Source organism: Nitrosomonas ureae (assembly GCF_900206265.1).
Classification (GTDB): domain Bacteria; phylum Pseudomonadota; class Gammaproteobacteria; order Burkholderiales; family Nitrosomonadaceae; genus Nitrosomonas; species Nitrosomonas ureae_C.
Map to the genome: position 1 here is coordinate 535,272 of NZ_LT907782.1, position 21,659 is coordinate 556,930.

Sequence of the window (21,659 nt, forward strand, 5' to 3'; positions counted from 1 at the left end):
ACTATTAACAATGTTGACACATATACAACGCCTTGAAGCGGAGAGTATTCATATCATGCGGGAGGTAGTTGCAGAGTGCGAGCATCCGGTAATGCTCTATTCTATCGGCAAGGATAGCGCAGTGATGCTGCATCTGGCAGTAAAGGCGTTTTATCCCTCGAAACTACCTTTTCCATTACTGCATGTCGATACTACATGGAAATTCAAGGAAATGATTGAATTTCGTGACGTAATGGCAAAAAAATTGGGAGCTGATCTTATTGTTCATATTAACCCAGAGGGTGTTGCAAAAGGAATCAATCCTTTTACACATGGTTCGGCAATTCATACGGATATTTGGAAGACTGAGGGTTTAAAGCAGGCGTTGGATAAGCATGGTTTCGATGTCGCTTTCGGGGGAGCACGTCGCGATGAAGAAAAATCACGTGCAAAAGAGCGTATTTTTTCCATTCGATCTGCACAGCATCGTTGGGATCCCAAGTTACAGCGTCCTGAGTTGTGGCGGCTATATAATGCGCGCAAGAATCCGGGTGAGAGCATTCGAGTTTTTCCACTTTCCAATTGGACTGAGCTGGATATTTGGCAATACATTCATTTGAACAATATTCCTATTGTCCCATTGTATTATGCAAAGGAACGACCTGTTGTAGAACGTGATGGTACTCTAATTATGGTTGATGATGAGCGTTTGCCGCTAAGAGAAGGTGAGTCGCCGATGATGAAGAAAGTCCGCTTCCGTACATTGGGTTGTTATCCCTTAACTGGTGCGATTGAAAGTGAGGCAAGCTCTTTGGTGGATATTATTCAGGAAATGTTACTGGCGCGAACATCTGAGCGGCAGGGGCGATTAATCGATCACGATTCCACAGGTTCGATGGAGAAAAAGAAACAGGAGGGTTACTTCTAATGGCACACGTATCGGATTTAATTGCCGAAGATATCGAGTTGTATTTAAGAACGCATGAAAACAAAAGCATGCTTCGGTTCATCACTTGCGGCAGTGTTGATGATGGGAAAAGCACCTTAATTGGGCGCATGTTGTACGAATCCAAGATGCTATTTGAAGATCAATTGGCTCAATTAGAGGTAGATTCCAAGAAAGTCGGTACTCAGGCCGGTGATCTGGATTTCGCATTACTGGTCGACGGGCTTGCTGCGGAGCGCGAGCAGGGGATAACTATTGATGTCGCTTATCGTTTCTTTTCCACCGATAAGCGCAAGTTTATCGTCGCAGATACGCCGGGTCATGAGCAGTATACCCGCAATATGGTCACAGGAGCTTCAACTGCTGACGTAGCAGTCATTCTTATTGATGCACGCAAAGGCGTACTGACGCAGACACGGCGTCATAGTTATTTGGTTTCATTAATTGGTATCCAACATGTAGTGCTTGCAATCAACAAGCTGGACATGGTGGGATATTCAGAAGAAATTTTTCATCGAATCAATAGCGAATATCGTGAATTTGCAACAGAATTAGGGCTGAATAATATTGTAACTATCCCGATGTCAGCCCTCAAAGGCGATAATATTACTGCATTAAGCGAAAACACCCCTTGGTATCACGGCGAAACATTGATGGGGTTTCTGGAAAATGTACAAGTCGATGATACGAATGTCGAATCCGGAGTCTTTCGTATGCCGGTACAATGGGTCAATCGTCCCAATCTGGATTTTCGCGGTTATTCCGGTATGGTTGCACGTGGTAGTGTTAAGCCGGGTGATCTTATTCGTGTTTTACCTTCCGGCAGAGAAAGCCGCGTAACTCGCATTGTGACCAGCGATGGCGATTTAACCCAAGCAATTTCGGGGCAATCCGTTACATTGACATTAGCTGATGAAATCGATATTAGCCGTGGGGATATTTTAGCCGCAACTGATTCTTTGCCTGGTGTAGCAGATCAATTTGAAGCTACGATAGTGTGGATGGTTGATGAACCGATGCTACCCGGTCGGCCCTATTTGATGAAAATCGGGACAAAAACTGTTACTGCGAATGTTTCGGTACTGAAATATAAGGTTAACGTCAATACACTCGAACATATCGCTGTTACCAAGCTGGAACTCAATGAAATCGGTATTTGCAATCTCAGTACTGATCAGTTGATCGCTTTCGACCCGTATAAAGAAGATCATGATATCGGTGGGTTCATTCTCATTGATCGCCTAACTAATAATACGGTGGGCGCCGGCATGTTGCATTTTGCCTTGCGTAGGTCGCAGAATATTCACTGGCAAGCGATTAATATCAATAAGCAAGCGCATGCTGCCACAAAAAGACAGAAGCCATTTATTCTTTGGTTTACTGGCTTGTCCGGCAGCGGTAAATCAACCATTGCCAATTTGGTTGAGAAAAAACTCTATTCTCTTGGTAAGCATACCTATCTGTTGGATGGAGACAATGTACGCCATGGGCTTAATAAAGATCTTGGCTTCACCGATGCGGACCGGGTTGAAAATATCCGTCGCATTGCTGAGGTTGCTAAATTGATGGTCGATGCAGGACAGATTGTATTGGTGTCATTTATTTCACCTTTCCATTCTGAGCGCAGAATGGCCAGGGAATTGGTAGAGCAAGGTGAATTCTTTGAAGTATTTATTGATACCCCCATTCATGTCGCAGAAGAGCGCGATCCCAAAGGATTGTACAAAAAAATGCGCCGGGGTGAATTGAAGAACTTTACCGGAATTGATTCCCCTTACGAAGCGCCAGAGAATCCGGAAATTCATATTAATACAACGAAGCTTACTCCCGAGCAGGCTGTTGAACACATTGTCAATTATCTGATGCACATAGGTGCATTAAGTTAATACTTGTGTAGTCATTGTCCGTTGAATAAAAAATGAGAGTTAATTGTTTTTCATATGTTTTCATATAGGAAGCTATTCAAATGAATCGTTTTTATGTATTTAATGGTGACGCGGATGGCGTATGCGCATTACATCAACTCAGACTTGCGGATCCAACAGCCGCGAATCTGATAACCGGTGTTAAGCGGGATATCAAGCTGCTGGATCGAGTGGAAGCAAATCGCGGCGATCTTTTAACTGTGCTCGATATTTCTCTGGATAGTAATCGCAAAGGATTGATGCGGTTACTGGAGAAGGGAGTTAAGGTGGAATATTTTGATCATCATCATGCGGGAGAAATACCGCAGCACCCTAACTTGACTGCACATATCGATTTGTCCGCTGATGTCTGTACCAGTCTCCTGGTTGATCGGCACCTAAAAGGGAAATTTCATTTGTGGGCGATTACTGCCGCTTTTGGCGATAATCTTGTGCAAAAGGCTCGTCAACTCGGAATTGCCGCACAATTAACAGAAACTGAAATAGATCAGCTTGCACACTTGGGTGAATATCTAAACTACAATGGCTACGGGGATAATTTGCCTGATCTGCACTTTCATCCCGCTGCACTTTACGAAGAAATCAAACCTTATATTAGCCCATTTGATTTCATCGCCGAGTCGATTGCTTTTAGGAAGCTTTCTGCAGGATATCAGGATGATACGAGCCGGGCAGATTCATTGCAACCTTTGACAACCGATGAACGGTATGCTGCATATTTATTACCCGATGCGCCGTGGGCAAGACGGGTCAGCGGTATTTTTGCCAATAAATTGGCAAACACGCATCCGCAACGCGCACATGCCGTAATAACACCTAATCATTCGGGTACTTATACTGTAAGCGTGCGATCCTCCCTTGCAAATCCAAATGGTGCCGATGTATTGTGTTTGCAATTTGATACAGGAGGAGGACGAAAAGCCGCAGCGGGTATCAACCACTTACCGACAGGTTCATTGGAAAGTTTTATAACCAGCTTTAAACAGCATTTTTGCAGTTAATTCCGTGAAGTACGGGGAAATTTAGGCGAATCTCAATCCGACTAAATAAATCTATCATTTCTTGCCGAGGTTTATTGTCATGATTCTTGTCACCGGCGGTGCCGGGTATATCGGATCTCATACATGTGTTGAGCTGCTGAATGCCGGTTTTGATGTAACCGTGTTTGATAATTTTTGTAACAGTAAACCCGAGGCACTGGCGCGTGTAGCACAAATTGCCGGTAGAGAACCGGAATTAATTTCTGGCGACTGTCGCGATCGAGCTGCTTTAGTGGCCGCCATCAAGCAAAGCAAAGCTAGTGCAGTTATACATTTTGCTGGTCTTAAAGCTGTTGGGGAATCTGTCGCTCACCCCCTTTCATATTATGATAATAACGTAGTAGGTACATTGCGCCTCTTGGAAGCAATGCAGGAAAGTAACGTTAAAACCCTGGTATTCAGTTCTTCTGCGACAGTTTATGGTGATCCGGTTAAGTTACCATTGACGGAAGATCATCCTCTGGCTCCAACCAATCCCTATGGACGCAGTAAGTTGATGATTGAAGAGATATTACGGGATTTTCAGCACAGCGATCATTCATTCCGAATCGGCATATTGCGTTATTTTAATCCAGTAGGTGCGCATCCAAGTGGTTTAATCGGCGAAGATCCTCAGGGAATACCGAATAATTTGATGCCTTTTGTGGCTCAGGTTGCCGTAGGTCGTAGAGATATTCTAAGCATATGGGGTAACGATTATCCTACCGTCGATGGTACTGGGGTACGTGATTATATCCATGTCGTTGATTTGGCGCATGGTCATCTCAAAGCATTGGAAGCACTAGGCGCTTCATCACAAAGTGAACAAAAAAATAATCAATATTCGGAGTGTTTAACCGTAAATCTAGGCACCGGTCGAGGATATAGTGTATTAGAAGTTGTGCGCGCTTATGAACAGGCAAGCGGACGGTCTATTCCTTATCGAATTGCACCGCGACGTTCGGGTGATATTGCTTCTTGTTATGCGAATCCGGATCGTGCTTATGCGTTACTGGGCTGGCAAGCAAAACTTGGATTAGATGAAATGTGCACTAACAGCTGGCACTGGCAGAACACCAATCCCCATGGCTATTAAAATGAAACTGAAGCACTTTCCAATTTAATTTACTAAGAAATATTAAGGAGATATTGGATGAAAGCAATAAGAAAAGCTGTATTTCCTGTTGCAGGGTTAGGAACCCGTTTTTTACCGGCAACCAAAGCGAATCCCAAGGAAATGCTACCTATCGTTGATAAGCCATTAATCCAGTTTGCTGCAGAAGAAGCGGTTGCTGCAGGCATCGATGTGCTAATTTTCATTATTGGTCGTAATAAGAGCTCAATACCGGATCATTTTGACAAAGCTTTTGAGTTAGAAGCCAAGCTTGAGGAGGGCAAAAAGCAGGAAATGCTCAATGTAGTGCGCAATATTCTGCCGTCGCGTATTGATTGTGTTTATATCCGCCAGGCAGAAGCATTGGGATTGGGGCACGCTGTTTTATGTGCGCAATCTGTAGTTGGTGATGAGCCTTTTGCGGTATTGCTGGCAGATGATTTGATCAATGCAAATGAGCGATGCTGTTTGAGTCAGATGACCGATATTTATAATCAGAATCATTGTTCAATTTTGGGTATTGAACGGGTGCCACACGAAACGGTTAACCGCTACGGCATAATCGATAGCATGCCAATTTCAGATAAATTGTCCAAAGTAAATGCCATTGTTGAGAAACCAGCGGTTGATCAAGCACCTTCCAATCTTGCAGTTGTCGGACGTTATATTTTGACGCCACGAATTTTTAAACTTCTGGAGCAAACCGAGCGCGGCGCCGGTAATGAAATTCAACTTACGGATGGTATTGCAAAGCTGCTAAAAGAAGAATCTGTAATAGGTTATGAATTCCAAGGCAAGCGTTTTGATTGTGGCAGTAAGTCAGGTTATCTGCAGGCAACGGTAGAGTTTGCATTACAACACCCTGAACTTAAGGAAGAGTTTAAAACATACTTAACTGATTTAACAAAAGAATATTCCTGAGAACTTCTAACTATATACAGTAACTGAGATTCCCATATCAGATAATGCAGTCACGTGATTAAAGCTATGAGATTCCTGTAGAAACGTAAGGATTTCATATGCATTCACAATTCACACTACAGACATGACATATCAGACGAAGTATAGGGGCAGTTAGAGGCCATCTGCTTGGACGCCAAGGCGTTTGGGAGGATTGGCGAGAAGATAACCGCCAATTCCTCAATGCTGTATTCTGGATTATGGGCATGGGTGCGCCATGGCGGGACTTGCCGCCGGATTATGGCAATTGGAGCAATACGCACCGCCGCTTTATCAGCTGGTGCAACAAGGACATCCGGGAAAAATTACTGGAAGTGCTGATTGACGATCCGGATTACGAATGGCCGATGATCGATGCTAGTCATTACAAAGTTCATCCTCATGCTGCCGGAGTGAGGGGGAAATCAGGGCATGAGCCGCACAAGAAGGGGCTCAACACTAAGATACATCTGACTGTGGATGCGCGCATGGTATGCCTCAGAGTTTTTATTACACAAAGTACCATAGCGGATTGCACGCAAGCTGATCGCCTGATCGAAGTGTAATGGTCAACTAACTCTGGAATGTAAAACCTAGAGAATAGGCTTCAGTACATCTTGCTGTGCTGCATAGCGGTTATGCGAGGAAAAGGTTATTGTTTTTCAATAGGGTTGGCTTTTTCCAATTGATGACGAAATTCATCCAATTGTCGTATCAGTTCATCACTAAAAGATCTAATCTGGTTCTCAAAAAAGGGTACTTGCTGTTCCAGCTTCTTGTTAACGACATCACCAATTGCCCGCAGGCTATTAATAACCTCTCCGAAAGGCATAATTGAAAGGTTATTAAGGGTTTGTCGATAATCTACTTTCCATGCATCATTTTCTTTTAATAAAACAGTATCGAAAGACAAAATTTTATTACTTACGCTATTCTTCAATGCGATAACAGTGGCAACCTTTGCATTGGAGCCATCGATAACGATCATGCCAGTTTTTTCTAGTGATGCTCCCATAATATTTTCTTGTTTAACCACATGATCCTGGGTCTCGCGTGTCGCATATTTTCTGGCGGATTCGAGATCCCCATTCGCCATCGCCTTCCAGAATGTTGTAGTGGTTTGTTCGGGGCTTAATATTGTCTGACAGCCGCTGAATATCAATGATAGGCTCAGAATTAAAACCAATCTTGATAGCCTATGTTTTATGCAATTCAAGTTCAATGTCTGTAATAGGATGTTGTATTCAATCATTAGAAACTCCAAGATTACTCAAGCAACAATCTTTTGCTCAGGAAATATTCTTATAATTCAACTATATTAATAATTTCATTATTATGGAACATCGATTTGGCGAATATTAATCAGTACGACGGCAAAATATCTGTTCCATTTTATTTCTCCCAAGGATGAATCAGATATTTGTCTGATATGTGTCGTCAACGAAAGCTAGACAGATTTATCGAGAGTGTTTCCGAGTATAGTCATCGCGATCCATTTAGTTGCAACTTAGAGAATATACCATCAAGCACAGCTCTGCATAAGCTCGGTTCAAAGCTGAACATCAAATATTTTTTAATTTCTGGAAATTTCGAAGTAATAGATAACACTATAGATAAGAAAAGTTTTGTTGTGTTTTCAAATAAAAAAGGATTTTCACTATGCGATTTAAAGAGCTATTTGATAACTATAAGATCGGAAGCAAGATAATTATTGGCTTGGTCATGAGCTGCGCTTTTTCCGCGCAGGCTGCAAGCAATTTGCATACACAAGAACTAATGCAGCAGCTTGGAATTTTGCAGCAAGAGCTGGTAAATTTAGAACGAGGAAAAGTTGTTTCCTTTCAGGTTACTGAGAATGACAAGAAGGAATTGGCTGCCGGCGTCGCTATCTTTATTTCGTCAGCCCCCGCCGAGGTTGTTGAGTTCCTCAGAAATAAAGGCATGATATCGGTGGATACTGAAATTATTTCTCAATCGCTTATTTCGCCGCAAACGACACTCAGTTCTTTTAAAGAGTTAAATTTTAAATTGGATGAAAAAGATGAAGCGGATCTTTTAATTGCCAAACCGGGGGACACCTTTAATCTGTCCGCTCAAGAATTCAAGACCCTTCAAACCATAAAATCAGAATATCCTGATTTAATAACAGAAGTTTACAGGGAGATTTTATTCGAGCGGTGGCAGGGTTACCATAGAAAGGGTTTGAAGGGAATTGCCACTTATGATCGTGGTGCTGGCAGAGTTTCTGACCCTGGTAAGGAATTACGCACAGCGATGTTAAGCAACAAAGTGCTGTCCAAACATTTTCCTGAGCTTTATCAAGCTTGGCTTAATTATCCTGTCATCATGCCAGCTAATGCTGAAGAACGGTTTTTTTTGATTAATCGACAGGTTGAGAATCGTTCGACCGCCGTTTTGCTGCATCGCATTATATCGACTGAGAAAACTGGTGGGATAATTCTTTCCCGGCAGTTTTATGTGGGACATTCCTATAATTCAAACCAGTTTATTATTGGTTGCCTACCTTATCGCAATGGTTCATTGGTTTTCTACACGAATCGGACTTTTACCGATCAAGTGACAGGTTTTGGCAGTGGTTTGAAACACTCGATCGGACGCGAGCAAATGCGCCATAGAATGGAGAAACACTTAACAAATATAAAAAATGCTCTAAAATAAAAATACAGATCCTGAACTGCTTCAAAACAATCATAAGTATTCCCAGGATGTCTTCACAGTGAGCAAAATATCAATCGCGGAATTTAAGTTTTTAGATTACTATTTGTCTTAATGTTATTTGTATCCGGAATTATCTGCCATCTGTCCGGATCTCTCAGCGGCAACATATAAACACTCGCTCACAGATCAGCACCTTAAGATTTTTGGCTTGTTATTTTTTAACAATTCTTTTGAGTTCAGGAAGATAAATGCCTAATTTAATCAACAAACCAATTCATATTCTAGGAATTGGCGGTATTGGCGCAGCACTTGGCTGGGTGCTGGCACAGCAAGGTTATGTTGTGATTCTGGTGGACAGTGATCGCAGCAAGATAGCTGAAGGATCAAAACACGGTGTAACGGTAGTTGCATTGGGGACACAGATTGTTCCGTTTATTTTCTTTGATGATTGGATACCTCCGAAAGAAGGATTTATTTTACTTTGCACCAAAACCTACGACAATCCTAAGGTACTGGCTCGTTTGTCAAATGATGCTTTTCTGATTCCGGTGCAAAATGGTTTTGATCCCGATCTTGATCAACGTAACCATGCATGTGAAGGCATTGCCTCTTTTGTTTCGGAATGTCAGCGTGATCGTCCGATAACCCGAATTACCCGACCGGGTAGCCTGCACATTGGGGCGCGTCGGCCGATTTCTGATGGCGAGCATGTTGAGATCATGTCATTGGCTCTGGCTCTGGGAAAAGCCAAGTTATTTCCTGTTGAGTTGGTTAAGGACATACGGCCTTATAAGGCAACAAAGCTTATGTACAATGCTGCCATATCACCGCTTGCGGCTGCGGCTGGTGTGGATAACGGAGAACTGCTAAGCGATCAGTTGGCCAAACTGCTTTTCTTTACATTGCTGCAAGAGAATTATGCGATTCTTCAGAATGCCAAAATACCACTTGCCCGTATTGGTCCTTTTCACCCGGATACCGTGTCTTTAATTTTACGCACACCCGGATTGCCGGCAATGATGGCTGTATTCTTTCGTCCATCACTACGCGGTACCTATTGTTCCATGGCGCCCGATATTCATGTCGATCACGCACGTACTGAAATCGATGCATATACAGGTCACCTAATCCGGCTTGCCGGAGAGTTTCCTTGTCCCTTGAACCGTGCCGTGCTTGCACTCATCAATAAGATAACTTCTGAAGGTTTGAAACCAAAGTATCAACACTTGCAAAATTTGGCAGATCATTGGGCCGAGAGGATTGCGTCTTGATTTTAGTCACCGGTGGCGCTGGTTTTCTAGGTACGCATTTAGTCTCTCAATTACTGGATGCAGGGCAGTCAGTTCGTGTCCTGGAACGGCCGGGAGCTGGCGTTGATCATTTGCCGTTGAACCGGATCGAGTTGATCAGTGCTGATATTCGTGATGAGCACGCGGTTAAGAAAGCTACGCGTGATTGTGAGTATGTCTATCATCTGGCAGCAGATCCTAATCTCTGGCGCCGTGACCGGCGGGAATTCGATAGTATCAATCGTCTCGGCACGCTTTATGTTATGCGGGTTGCGCTTGAGAGTGGCGCTAAACGAGTATTGTATACCAGTACCGAAAGTATTCTGACATCCCGCAACCCTAATGGAGAAGCGGTTGAGACACTACGGCTCAAAGCAAGCGATATGGTTGGCCCGTATTGTCTGAGCAAGTTTCTTGCAGAGAAAGAAGTTTTTAAGATGGTGTCAGAAGGCGCTCCCATTGTGGTAGTCAGTCCCACTTTACCTGTAGGACCTGGGGATCGCTTGAAAACACCGCCAACGCGATTATCCTTAGCGTTTTGCAGGGGAGAGCTGCCAGCCTTCCTGGATTGCCAATTCAATCTCATTGATGCCAGAGATGTTGCGGCTGGCATGATTGCGGCGATGAAGAAAGGTAGAACGGGAATTCGTTATTTGCTGGGAGCGGAAAATCTCTTGCTTTCAGATTGGTTAAGCATTCTAAGCAAGGAAACGGGTCAACCCTTGCCGCGTTGGAGGGTTCCTTACCTGGTTGCCCTGCTTGCAGCGGGGATCAGTGAAGCATGGGCAGACCATGTCAGCGGAGAAATGCCGCTCGCCACGATAACCGGGGTGCGTTTGACTCGCCGCAGCATGTTTTTTGATCCCTCTGCCAGCTTGAATGAACTCGGATTGCAACCACGTTCAATAAAAACAGCGGCTCACGATGCCATAGCCTGGTATCGGTTGCAGGGTTGGCTCTAGCTGCGATAAAGAATTGTATCGATTAGGGTGTCGGCTATGGATCACGACAAATCCGAGTAATCAGGTCATCAATACAATAAACCAGACGTTTTCAAGCAACGGGCATGGTTTCCTGTCAGATCAACATGATAGTGAAAAAATTGCAGTATTATTTGCAGCGTTTAATCAATCAAATCAAATTAATAAGATCGAGGATATTTCTAATATTTGATCGCATCGCTAAGTCAGGCTCTCGGTTTCTCGCAGGCCGTTTGTATATCCGAATTTGGATAATTAACCTGCTGGTATTCGTTCATCTGAATCCCGGCATTGCTGCAGTGCAGGAGGTGCAGAATTCGACCAAAGATTCGGCAGTGATTATCTTATCGGCGCCTGATCGTATTAAAAAATTTCTTGTTAAATACCTGAAGCTTCCATCAGAACCGTTTGCGGATGCGGCTGCTGAAGAAATCTTTTTGTACCGTGTACAAAAAGAAATCCGCGATTTATTAGCCACCGAGGGTTATTTTTCCCCATCGATTTCAGTGTTGCGGCAAATTCAGGATGATGTTGCCATACCCGAAATCAAAATTGATCCCGGTGTATTGACGCGTGTCGGGAGTGCTTTGATTACATTTCGAGGAGAAGTTGCTCGTGAGGATGGCAAATATTTGGAACGCATCGAACAGTACCGCGCTGCATGGTCGTTGAAAACGGGTTTACCCTTTCGCTCTTCCGAATGGGAAAAAGCAAAAGCTGCTTTGTTATCCGATGTAACTCAAGAAGAATTTGCTGCTGCGCATATTGTGAGCAGTAAAGCCACTGTTAATCCTGATAATGCGCGTGCTGACCTTTCAATCATCATCGATTCCGGGCCTGTTTTTTATTTAGGTGAAATACAAATCACCGGATTGGAGCGATTTGATCCCGCATTGATCACCAACCTGGCTCCTTTTAAGACGGGTGACGTTTACCGACGGGATGTATTGCATCTTTATCAAATCACGCTGCAGAAAGGTCCACAATTTAGCTCCGTTTCGGTTAGTGTTACGCCGGATGTTGCGCAGCATCAATCCGTTCCCGTTCAGGTCATGTTGACAGAAGCATTATCGCAGCGTTTTGCCTTTGGTGCCGGCTACAGTTCAAATAATGGCGCTCGGGGAGAGATCAATTATCGCAATCATGATTTCTTGGATCGCGCCTGGAATTTAACCAGCATGCTGCGCCTGGAACAAAAGCGCCAAACTTTTTTTGCCGGCATTGATACTTTGCCTGATCAGAACAATGTCAATTATTCATTGGGTGCCAGTCTACAAATGACTGATATAGAGAATTTGAAAACGACTGAAGAAAAAGTCGGTATAACACGAAATTACCAAACCCAAAAAATTCAAATGCATTTGGGTTTGAATTGGCATCATGAAAGCAAGAAACCTGCCGGTGCGATTAACCAGATTAATGAGGCACTCGTCCTCGATTGGCGTTGGAGGCGTCAAGTTGTAGATGATCCGATTAATATCCGGCGTGGTGACGTAACAGAGCTGCGTATCGGCGGTGGCAGTCAGATGTTTCTGTCGGATCAGGATTTTCTTCGTACTTATGCGCGACATCAGACTTGGTGGCCCGTCGGCTCTCAGGATGTCTTTTTTTTGCGCGCGGAGGTTGGTTATACGTTTGCCGCTTCGCGCTTTGGTATTCCACAGGAATATCTATTTCGTGCCGGTGGCATTCACTCGCTGCGCGGATATGATTTTAAAGGTATAGGCGTACAAGAAGGTAATGCAGTCGTGGGCGGGCTGGTCATGGTAACAGGCACCGCTGAATACACGCATTGGTTAACGCAGCAATGGGGCGTTGCCGCTTTTGCCGATATTGGTGGTGCCGAGGATCGATGGCAAAAGATACATCCTTTTTTAGGTTATGGCGCCGGTATCCGCTGGCGCAGCCCGGCGGGTCCGATCGCGCTTGACTTGGCCCGGGGGCACGAAACCGGTTCGCTACGCGTGCACTTTTCAATGGCTGTGGCATTCTGAGTTGCGACTATGATAAATCCATCCGTTGATAATCCGCTGCCAGGAAATCGCCCACGTCGATTCAGATGGCTTGCGGGTTTGATATCGTTAATGTTGATTTGCGTTTTACTTGCCGGATATTGGCTTGTGAATAGTCAATCAGGGGTGCAATGGGCTTTTTCTGTCGTGCATCGATTGAGTTCTGGGACGATTCATTTTGCTGGCGTGCAAGGGGCATTGCATGATCTACGAATTGAGAATATTTATTTTGCCGGTGATGAATTTGAGTTTGAGGGGCAAAATATCCGCATTGTTTGGAACCTGGGTAAATTGTTTTACAAGCAGATCGCAATTGATCAATTGACAGCGGAAACAGTAAAAATTCATCATTTGGCTTCGGCAGAAGATACTCCGCGCGGCACATTACCTGAAAGTTTGAATCTTCCCTTGGCGTTGTCGATTCATGCATTGACTATTGATTCGATGTATCTGATGGCGGCAGAAAATAAGAACGCCGAACCTATCATAACTAACCTTGCGCTGGCACTGGAAAGTGATGGCCATATGCATCAACTGAAATCTCTCAATTTTTACACTCCGTGGGGTTCTGTCACCGCATCGGCGGAATTTAACGGCAGCTCCCCGTTTGATTTATCAGCGCAAATTGAATTATCGAGTGTTGATCCATGGGGTGATGCGCAGATGCTGATCACGGGCAACCTGGAGCACATGAAGATTCAAGCCAGCACGGTGCAATCCACGATTGTTGGAGATTTGCAGCTGCAATTACATCCTTTTATAGACAATCCTGTGGCGCAACTGGATGCCAATATCGAACGACTGAATCCTGCCAGTTTTATAGCTGTGGCACCCCAAGCCAGTCTTTCGCTATCCGCGCATTTTGTGCAAAATGACTCCGGGCAACTGGAAGGCAAGGTGCGAATTGAGAACCATGAGGCTGCTCCATACGATGCTGGTGGCCTTCCTTTATCTTTATTCAGCACGCAGGCATGGATTACTTCTGAGTCTTTGAAATTGCAGGATATTGACATGCAAATGGATGGTGATGGATTGCTTCGCGGTGATTTAATTTGGCATTGGGATGAGCAGTTCGGATCAACCAATATACGGGTCGAACGATTAAATCCATATCATATCGATAACCGTTTGCAAGCGGCGCAAGTTTCCGGACAAATCCAATGGTCCGGCAATGTGCAAACACAGTCTGCGCGTATTCATCTCAAGGATAAATCGATCAATTTGGCAGCGGTGATTGTGAGATCCGGTGAGAATGTCGCGCTTGAACAATTGAATTTGCAACGCAACCAATCACAGTTTACCGGGCACGGCACGCTTACGCTTGATCATGACCAATTATTCGAGCTGTCAGGCCGGTTGGCAAATTTTAATATTGCGGATTTTGTCCGAACAGTGGATTCAAATCTGAATGCGGTTCTTCACATATCCGGGCAATTGTCGCCACACGTATCTGGTGCCTTAAAGTACACAATTCAAAATAGCCGATTAGCGAAATCCCCGGTAAGCGGGTCTGGTGAAATCGCTTTTAACGGCCTTAATGCGTTCGATGGAAAAGCGGGATTAAAAGCGGGATCCAATCATCTGGAGGTGCAGGGCAGTATGGGTGCAAAGAGGAATGCATTTCATCTGCGCCTTAAAGCACCGGATTTGGCGCAATTGGGATTCGGATTGGCGGGTGATTTACAAGCGAACGTGAACTTTACCGGTAGCTTTGATGCACCCGGCCTTGATCTGAAACTTGCAAGCACGCGCTTGTATTTACCGGACAATCGAAGTGTGTCTGGAGTTACTGTAGATGCGAATCTGCACAATGAGGACATTTCTCTGGAAGCTTCGATTGAGCATTATGATGCGCATGAGAAAATTGCAATCAAGAAGCTGAGGATCGATACTCAGGGGAAAATTTCGAACCATATCTTATCAGTTAAAGCGCAGATCAATGAGGATATTACTTTCCGGTTAGCAGCAGCGGGCGGAGTAAGTCCTAAAAAAATCTTGCAATCATTGCGCTGGACTGGTCAATTTACTGAAATTGCGGCCACCGGAAAAATGCCAGTGCGCTTGCTATCCCCTGCGGCATTCTCAGTCAGTGCCCAATCGATTTCTTTAGGTCAGGCTAGATTTTCCATATCAGGCGGATTTGCCAATATTGATCAATTGCGTTGGTCACCGAGGGACTGGAAAACTCAGGGCGACTTTTCCGGTATTGCTCTACTTCCTGGTTCGCAGCAAGTATCCAATCAATCTCCCCTGCAATTGGGTGGTCACTGGAATTTTGTTTCTACCCAGCAATTAATGGGCAATCTGAAAATTTTTCAGGAGCAGGGTGATTGGTATCTGCCCGGCGAAGTGCCGCAGCCATTGGGTATGAAGAAATTACAGTTGATGGTGATCGCCGAGCGCGGAAAATTAATCAGTGAATTCAACTTATTCAGTCAATCTATCGGCTCCGTCACAGTTGATCTGACCATGCCGATCAAGCAGTCCGATTCCAACTGGTCGATTTCCCGTGAGTCAGCATTGCATGGTAAGGTCAACGTAGATATCAATACCTTTAACTGGCTGAATACCCTGCTTGACGGCAGCATGAGTGCCGAGGGACAGATTCAGGCTCATGTCGATATTCAAGGTACGTTGCAGCAGCCGGATTTCAGTGGAACAGTTTCCGGTAGTCAATTGAGTGTGGTATTACTGGATCAGGGAATCAATTTACAGCAAGGTACGATGACGGCAAAATTCCATCAAACGGATTTAAAAATTGATCGGCTCCATTTTGTCACACCCCATGAGGTACCTCCGGATAAGCGCTTGTTTGGCGATTTCGAATCGGATGACATGAGGGGATCGTTAACTATTGCCGGCGATATCGGACTTGCCGGTAATGAAAGCCGGATGAATTTCACAATTCATCAATTGCCGCTGGCGCATAAAGCTGAATATTGGGTCATTGCGTCCGGTTCTGGAGAAATCCGATTTCAGCATCATCGCCTGAATGTGAAAGGGGATTTATGGGCCGATGCGGGCTTATTGTTGCAACCACCGGAAGGTCGGCCGGAATTGGCGGAAGATATTGTTTTTGTAAATGCTCCAGAGCAGCTTGGGCAAAATTTGTCGTTGCTTTTAAACATGAGCCTCAATTTAGGCGAAAGATTCCATATTCGCGTGGCCGGTCTGGAAGGCCGTCTTACCGGTCAATTGCAGGCGCAAAGCGATGAAAATAATAAATTGAAGCTCAATGGTACCATTGCGGCGCAAGATACTTCGTTTAAGGCATACGGTCAAAACCTTTCGGTTAAACGTGGAATTGTCAGCTTTCAAGGTCCTTTGGATGATCCGGAATTAAATATTCTGGCGCTACGGGAAAATTTGGCGGTTGAAGCCGGCGTTGAAATTATGGGCTCGGTGCGTTATCCGCGTGTGAAGCTTATATCAACTCCGGATGTTCCTGATACTGAAAAGCTCTCCTGGATCGTGTTGGGAAGAAAACCAGATGCAAGCGGTTTGGATACATCCGTGTTGTTAGCGGCTGCCGGATCGATATTAGGCGGTCAATCCGGAGGAGGTATTACAGAAAAAATCAGTGCTGCTCTGGGGGTTGATGAAATCTCATTTAGACAGGCCGGTATCGGCAGTTCATTGACCGGGCAAATTGGTGTGGTCGGAAAACGTCTATCGTCGCGTGCGTACCTGAGCTATGAGCGTGGTCTGACAGCAACGACAATGGGCATCACAAAACTGACTTACACGCTTACGCCAAAAGTGACTATTGTCACTCAAGCAGGTGAAGACAGCGCGGCTGATCTGTTTTATACGATTCAGTTTGATTGAATGAGTGGACGAATATCGATTTTTACTCCTGAATTCTGTTTTTTTGCTACGCCCTTAAATATTCACATTAATTTTTTATCATTCACCCGGTTGCAAAGTGACTGATATATCGATAGTCGCGTTTTTTCGCAATACCGTGATCTTGATGGTGTCGCCGACTTTATAGTTATCGATGCGGGAAAGTAACTTATCTACTGAATCGATAGGCTTGTCCTCAACCGCCACAATAATATCCTTTGCGATGATGTTACCTTCAGGCGTGATCGTTGCGCCCTGAAGTCCGGCTGTATCTGCTGCGGATCCGGGGCTGATGCTCAAAATAACCACTCCGGTGACTTTCAGGTGTTGAGTCAGGCGATCATTGAGCTTGCTGTCGACTGTGATGCCCATAGCCGGACGAATATATTTACCTCGGCTGATGATTTGCGGAACCACGCGATTGACAGTATCGACCGGTACAGCAAAACCAATCCCGGCACTGGCACCGCTGGGACTGTAGATGGCGGTATTAATGCCAATCAGGCGGCCTGCCGAATCCAGCAGAGGCCCGCCGGAATTACCTGGATTGATGGCAGCATCGGTTTGAATCAGATTATCAATGGTGCGGCCGTCACCGCCCGGGAGTGATCGATCCAGTGCCGAAACAATGCCGGTCGTCAATGTCCAGTCCAAGCCAAAGGGGTTGCCGATGGCGAATACTTTTTGCCCGACTTTGAGGTCATGGCTGGTACCCAAGGGAACCGGGGTCGGTCTTTGGAAGCCGATACCGATTCGCAACACTGCAATATCGTGCGTCGGACTCGCGCCTACGAGTGAAGCCCTATAATCACGCCCATCGGTCAAGCGTACGGTAGCTTCGCTGGCACCTTTGATCACATGGAGATTGGTAATGATGTGGCCGTGGTCATCCCAAATAAAACCTGAGCCGGTTCCGCTCGGAACGGAGAAGATATTACGCGTCCATGCATCCATAACGCGTTGGCGGGTAGTGATAAATACCACTGAAGCACGCGAATTTTCAAATAATTCAATTGTGCTTTTCTCGTCTTCAGCCAGATTGCCGCGTGCTTGGACTATTCGTGGTTCAGCGCCTTCAAGTCTATCATCAGCGGAAAAATAACCCGGCTGAAGCATATTCGGAAAATAATGGTAAAGAAAGCTGTGAAAAAAAAGTACCAGCAATACGACAGCCAATGATATAGAGATAAAGCGGGGTAGCGTGGGCATGGATGATTGTTCCTGTGGTTTTATTATTTATATCATTGGATTGTGGATTTTGCCCAACGTATTATGTCTTGTTCATTCATCGCGCCGGATTCACGGGCAATTTCTTTGCCATTTTTAAATAGCGCCAACGTCGGAATACTGCGAATTTGGTAATGAGCTGCCAGACTTTGTTCTTCTTCGGTATTTACTTTGGCGAGACGCATTCCCGGTTCAAGAGTGGCAGCTGCCTTAACAAAAGCCGGAGCCATTATACGGCACGGGCCGCACCACGGCGCCCAGAAATCGATCAGCACCGGAATATCATTATTGGAAATATGCCGGTTAAAGTGATTTTTTGTCAGTTCAACCGGGAGTGCGGTAAACAATACTTGATGACAGGCGCCACATTTTGGTGCCGCACTCAGACGATCTGCCGGTACACGATTGGTCGCATGGCAGTGCGGGCACACGATATGTAAGGACATGAGCGGTTTTCCTTGCTAATTTGATAATGTATAAATTAATTACTAGTTCTCGTTCAGTTCGGATGCGTTCAAACGAGTGCGTAGCGATTCAACTTCTTCGATCAGATCGGCAACCAGACCGGCTAATTCGGGGTTGCATTCAAAATCCCGTTCAATTGCAACCATCCGCCTAACACGTAAGAAGCTATGACTATCAAATATCCATACATCCGGATCCGCATTGATGAAATCTTTATCGGGCAATAAACCCCACTGAACATGTTCAATAATCCATTCCCGGCTAACCCGGCAGCTTCGCGCCAAATCATCCAAACTGAGCATGGTGTCTTCGAGTAAGACGGCATCGATTTCTTGCAACATAGTTTTTAGACTCCAAGATTTTGGCGCGGATTAAACGCGAGTTCATGCGCCATGGTTTGGTAAAATTTTCGTGCCTTTTCTGTTGCAGCGGATGGTAGCACGACCTCCAGCACTAAATATAAATCACCGGGTGTGGCCGCTGGAATACCACGGCCTTTTAAGCGCAATTTGCGGCCGGATTGGGAATTCTCCGGTACCCGCACATCGACCAGGCCATCGGGCACCGGTATCTTGACTGTGGCACCCAATGCAGCTTCCCACGGAGCGACAGGTAATGCGGCATAAATATCTTTGTTTTCGATCCGGTAGCGGTAGTGCGGTTTAAAATGAACTTCCAGAAACAAATCTCCGGAGACTTCTCCCGCATGACCCGGACCGCCTTGTCCGGCGAGGCGGATTACTTTTCCGGCATGCACCCCTTTGGGAATGCGTACATTTAACGTATGCTCAACAAGTATGGTGCGTCCTTGATGATCGAGCTTGGGCATGCGCAGTGTCAGGCTGCGCGTTGTGCCATGATAGCTGTCTTCCAGGTCAAGCATGATCTTTGCGTGATGATCTTCACCACGCATGTGGTGTGTGTGCCGGGGATCCGCTCTCATTTGATTTCTAAATAATTGTGAAAAGAAATCGCTGAAATCCGCTGTCTGCGCATCACTAAACCCCTGTCCTGTGAATTCAAAACCCGCATCCCAACCAGGGGGCGGTTGAAAATCACTGCCAGCCTGGAATCCCTGTCGTTCCAATTGATCATAAGCGGCGCGTTTCTCCGGATCAGACAGTACTGTATAAGCTTCATTGATTTCTTTCATTTTTTTCTCGGCGTCCACTTCTTTGGAAACGTCGGGATGATATTTGCGCGCTAAGCGACGAAATGCTTTCTTGATCTCATCCGCTGCGGCATCGCGCGAAATGTCGAGCGTTTTATAATAATTCTTGAATTCCAAGTCAATTCTCCCGGTTCGGTGCAATGTTTACTTCATAAATATTATTAGGGCTGCTTTGAGCTAAATAAAGATGTTTTAGCCGTGGAAAAACGTCTCACTGAGCTTACTTGGTGATAACTTATAAAGCAACCAAAATACATGTAATCAATAGATTGACTCTACATTAGCAGGGATTAACAAAAATCTGTGAATTATCATGGCAGTAAAGAGTGCGGAAGGCATCGTGGCGGACGGATTGAAGCGATGAAGAAGCGGTTGGAATGAGGGTCGCGCTATCTCAAATGATTATGATTTTGAAGCGTAATAACAATTTGATGAATTAAATTATCTGCAAAATTTGAATGTTATATGTGATTAATAGATAGTGTCATCAACCTCAGAATTTAGATATCTTTTCCCGAGGTTGAGCTCGAACATCTCTGAATATGCCGCGATTTTATTTTTTCAGAGCATCACATTGATCAAGAAATGCTTGCCGCGCTGCTTCATTGTCCTTCAAATCCGCAAGCGAGGACTCCAATCCTTTCCCTGCGCAATTTACCGCATTGGCTTCGGGTACTCCGCCACAACCGATCAGAGAGAAACAAAGACCAATCATGCAAGCGGCGCTATATTTTTTAAAATTCATCTAAAATCTTCCTCTATAAAATATACATTAGGGTTAATGGGTGATACTCGATCTCTCAATCGTTTGATGTCGGTTCGGCTACACGAACCGAGCCGCGTATTTTACCCTAATCCATGCTTTTTGTATTTCTACTGTATTTTAACCCGACCAAAGTCTATCGAGAGTGCCTCAAATTTGCTCGTGAATTTATAGCTTTGTCCGATGTGTGCCGTGCATCATGCCTGCGGTTTGATGTGCGCGGCAATTTAAAAAGCCAAACCAAAATATGCTAATCTAGTTTCATATCTGTATACTTCGTAATATTTTGAGAGATTTCTATCGACGATAAGCAATATTCAAACCCACTGGAGCCGGCCAATGAAGTTTTCAATTTACCGCTATGATCCCGATAAAGATGAGAAACCATACATGCAGGATTACGACGTACAGTTGGCTGCGACGGATAAAATGCTATTGGATGCATTGTTGCGAATCAAGTCGATTGATGATAGTTTGAGTCTACGCCGCTCCTGCCGTGAAGGTGTGTGCGGATCGGACGCAATGAATATCAACGGACGTAATGGATTGGCGTGCATAACACCGCTTAAGAGTCTGAAAGATCCGGTTGAAATACGTCCGTTACCTGGATTACCGGTGATTCGTGACTTGATCGTGGATATGACGCAATTTTTCCAGCAATACCATTCGATCAAGCCTTATTTGATCAATAATGATCCGCCGCCTGAAACGGAACGGTTACAGTCGCCGGAAGAAAGGGCTGCATTGGATGGTGTCTATGAGTGCATTTTATGTGCTTGCTGCACTACTTCCTGTCCTTCCTTTTGGTGGAATCCGGATAAATTTGTCGGGCCGGCGGGATTATTGCAAGCCTATCGTTTTCTAGCCGATAGCCGCGATCAAGCAACGGCCGAGCGCTTAGATAATTTGGAAGATCCTTATCGGCTGTTTCGCTGTCATTCCATCATGAATTGTGTTGATGCATGCCCTAAAGGTTTGAATCCAACCCAGGCAATCGGCAAAATCAAAGACATGATGGTTAAGAGAATGGTATGAAAGAATTCGAGCGTGCACGCTGGCGCTGTCGGCGTGGTATGCTTGAACTGGATATCGTGCTGCAACGGTTCATGGAGCAAAATTACCGCCAGCTTGACGAAACGGGATTGCTGCAATTTGAACGATTACTGGCATTACCGGATAATAATTTATGGGATCTGATCAGCGGAAAGCAAGTCAATTATGACACGCAGTGGCGGCCGGTATTGGAATTGCTGCAGAAGAGCTAGATCTGGGTGTTCTTATCAACACCATTAATCCGTTAACAAT

Annotated in this window: 19 protein-coding genes; 13 read left to right on the forward strand and 6 right to left on the reverse strand. The window is 45.0% G+C overall.

Annotated elements, in window-relative coordinates:
• The first annotated feature begins 10 nt into the window (after window positions 1-10).
• The 6 genes from cysD to CPG39_RS02330 all read left to right on the forward strand — a co-directional run bounded on the left by cysD (window position 11) and on the right by CPG39_RS02330 (window position 6,488).
• Window positions 11-907 (forward strand): sulfate adenylyltransferase subunit CysD, encoded by an 897-nt coding sequence (gene cysD, locus CPG39_RS02305; RefSeq protein ID WP_013647722.1) that lies wholly within the window; start codon window positions 11-13, stop codon window positions 905-907.
• A complete protein-coding gene (gene cysN / locus CPG39_RS02310) occupies window positions 907-2,811 on the forward strand; it encodes a sulfate adenylyltransferase subunit CysN (protein WP_096291855.1) in 1,905 nt (634 codons plus the stop codon). Before cysD ends, cysN begins: the two co-directional genes overlap by 1 nt.
• 80 nt (window positions 2,812-2,891) lie before the next feature.
• Window positions 2,892-3,851: a DHH family phosphoesterase gene (locus CPG39_RS02315; protein ID WP_096291856.1), complete on the forward strand. Its 960-nt coding sequence runs from the start codon at window positions 2,892-2,894 to the stop codon at window positions 3,849-3,851.
• A gap of 79 nt (window positions 3,852-3,930) precedes the next feature.
• Window positions 3,931-4,965 (forward strand): UDP-glucose 4-epimerase GalE, encoded by a 1,035-nt coding sequence (gene galE / locus CPG39_RS02320; RefSeq protein WP_096291857.1) that lies wholly within the window; start codon window positions 3,931-3,933, stop codon window positions 4,963-4,965.
• A gap of 57 nt (window positions 4,966-5,022) precedes the next feature.
• A complete protein-coding gene (gene galU, locus CPG39_RS02325) occupies window positions 5,023-5,904 on the forward strand; it encodes a UTP--glucose-1-phosphate uridylyltransferase GalU (RefSeq protein WP_096291858.1) in 882 nt (293 codons plus the stop codon).
• Between the two features lie 164 nt (window positions 5,905-6,068).
• The gene (locus CPG39_RS02330; protein ID WP_419866144.1) at window positions 6,069-6,488 is read left to right on the forward strand and encodes an IS5 family transposase; all 420 of its coding nucleotides are present in this window, start codon (window positions 6,069-6,071) and stop codon (window positions 6,486-6,488) included.
• Between the two features lie 86 nt (window positions 6,489-6,574).
• Here the strand turns inward: CPG39_RS02330 and CPG39_RS02335 are convergent, their stop codons facing one another.
• On the reverse strand, window positions 6,575-7,174 hold the full coding sequence (locus tag CPG39_RS02335; protein WP_096291860.1) for a DUF4878 domain-containing protein: 600 nt from the start codon (window positions 7,172-7,174) through the stop codon (window positions 6,575-6,577).
• Window positions 7,175-7,581: 407 nt separating this feature from the next.
• On the opposite strand from CPG39_RS02335, the gene CPG39_RS02340 reads away from it, so the two are divergent.
• From CPG39_RS02340 to CPG39_RS02360, 5 genes are all read left to right on the forward strand, one after another.
• Window positions 7,582-8,601 carry a hypothetical protein gene (locus tag CPG39_RS02340; protein ID WP_096291861.1) on the forward strand — a complete coding sequence of 340 codons (1,020 nt, stop codon included), beginning with the start codon at window positions 7,582-7,584 and terminating at the stop codon, window positions 8,599-8,601.
• A 248-nt stretch (window positions 8,602-8,849) separates the two neighbouring features.
• The gene (locus CPG39_RS02345) at window positions 8,850-9,872 is read left to right on the forward strand and encodes a ketopantoate reductase family protein (RefSeq protein ID WP_096291862.1); all 1,023 of its coding nucleotides are present in this window, start codon (window positions 8,850-8,852) and stop codon (window positions 9,870-9,872) included.
• Window positions 9,869-10,852, forward strand: coding sequence for an NAD-dependent epimerase/dehydratase family protein (locus tag CPG39_RS02350; protein ID WP_096291863.1), 984 nt, complete (start codon window positions 9,869-9,871; stop codon window positions 10,850-10,852). Before CPG39_RS02345 ends, CPG39_RS02350 begins: the two co-directional genes overlap by 4 nt.
• A 125-nt stretch (window positions 10,853-10,977) precedes the next feature.
• Window positions 10,978-12,864 carry an autotransporter assembly complex protein TamA gene (locus tag CPG39_RS02355; RefSeq protein ID WP_231990366.1) on the forward strand — a complete coding sequence of 629 codons (1,887 nt, stop codon included), beginning with the start codon at window positions 10,978-10,980 and terminating at the stop codon, window positions 12,862-12,864.
• 9 nt (window positions 12,865-12,873) lie between these two features.
• Window positions 12,874-16,710: a translocation/assembly module TamB domain-containing protein gene (locus tag CPG39_RS02360; protein WP_096291865.1), complete on the forward strand. Its 3,837-nt coding sequence runs from the start codon at window positions 12,874-12,876 to the stop codon at window positions 16,708-16,710.
• Window positions 16,711-16,788: 78 nt separating this feature from the next.
• Here the strand turns inward: CPG39_RS02360 and CPG39_RS02365 are convergent, their stop codons facing one another.
• The 5 genes from CPG39_RS02365 to trbK form a co-directional block, all read right to left on the reverse strand.
• On the reverse strand, window positions 16,789-17,937 hold the full coding sequence (locus CPG39_RS02365) for a S1C family serine protease (protein ID WP_096291866.1): 1,149 nt from the start codon (window positions 17,935-17,937) through the stop codon (window positions 16,789-16,791).
• A 32-nt stretch (window positions 17,938-17,969) separates the two neighbouring features.
• The gene (gene trxC / locus CPG39_RS02370) at window positions 17,970-18,401 is read right to left on the reverse strand and encodes a thioredoxin TrxC (RefSeq protein ID WP_096291867.1); all 432 of its coding nucleotides are present in this window, start codon (window positions 18,399-18,401) and stop codon (window positions 17,970-17,972) included.
• Between the two features lie 42 nt (window positions 18,402-18,443).
• On the reverse strand, window positions 18,444-18,761 hold the full coding sequence (locus tag CPG39_RS02375; RefSeq protein WP_096291868.1) for a chaperone modulator CbpM: 318 nt from the start codon (window positions 18,759-18,761) through the stop codon (window positions 18,444-18,446).
• A gap of 5 nt (window positions 18,762-18,766) precedes the next feature.
• Window positions 18,767-19,708: a DnaJ C-terminal domain-containing protein gene (locus tag CPG39_RS02380; protein ID WP_096291869.1), complete on the reverse strand. Its 942-nt coding sequence runs from the start codon at window positions 19,706-19,708 to the stop codon at window positions 18,767-18,769.
• Window positions 19,709-20,144: 436 nt separating this feature from the next.
• Complete coding sequence (gene trbK, locus CPG39_RS02385) at window positions 20,145-20,336, reverse strand: entry exclusion lipoprotein TrbK (RefSeq protein WP_096291870.1); 192 nt, start codon at window positions 20,334-20,336, stop codon at window positions 20,145-20,147.
• Window positions 20,337-20,693: 357 nt separating this feature from the next.
• Here trbK and CPG39_RS02390 point away from each other — a divergent pair, with 357 nt between their 5' ends.
• Window positions 20,694-21,389 (forward strand): succinate dehydrogenase iron-sulfur subunit, encoded by a 696-nt coding sequence (locus CPG39_RS02390; RefSeq protein ID WP_096291871.1) that lies wholly within the window; start codon window positions 20,694-20,696, stop codon window positions 21,387-21,389.
• Window positions 21,386-21,619, forward strand: a complete 234-nt coding sequence (locus CPG39_RS02395; protein WP_096291872.1) for a succinate dehydrogenase assembly factor 2 — start codon at window positions 21,386-21,388, stop codon at window positions 21,617-21,619. The genes CPG39_RS02390 and CPG39_RS02395 overlap by 4 nt, the downstream gene beginning before the upstream one ends.
• Window positions 21,620-21,659: the final 40 nt, after the last annotated feature.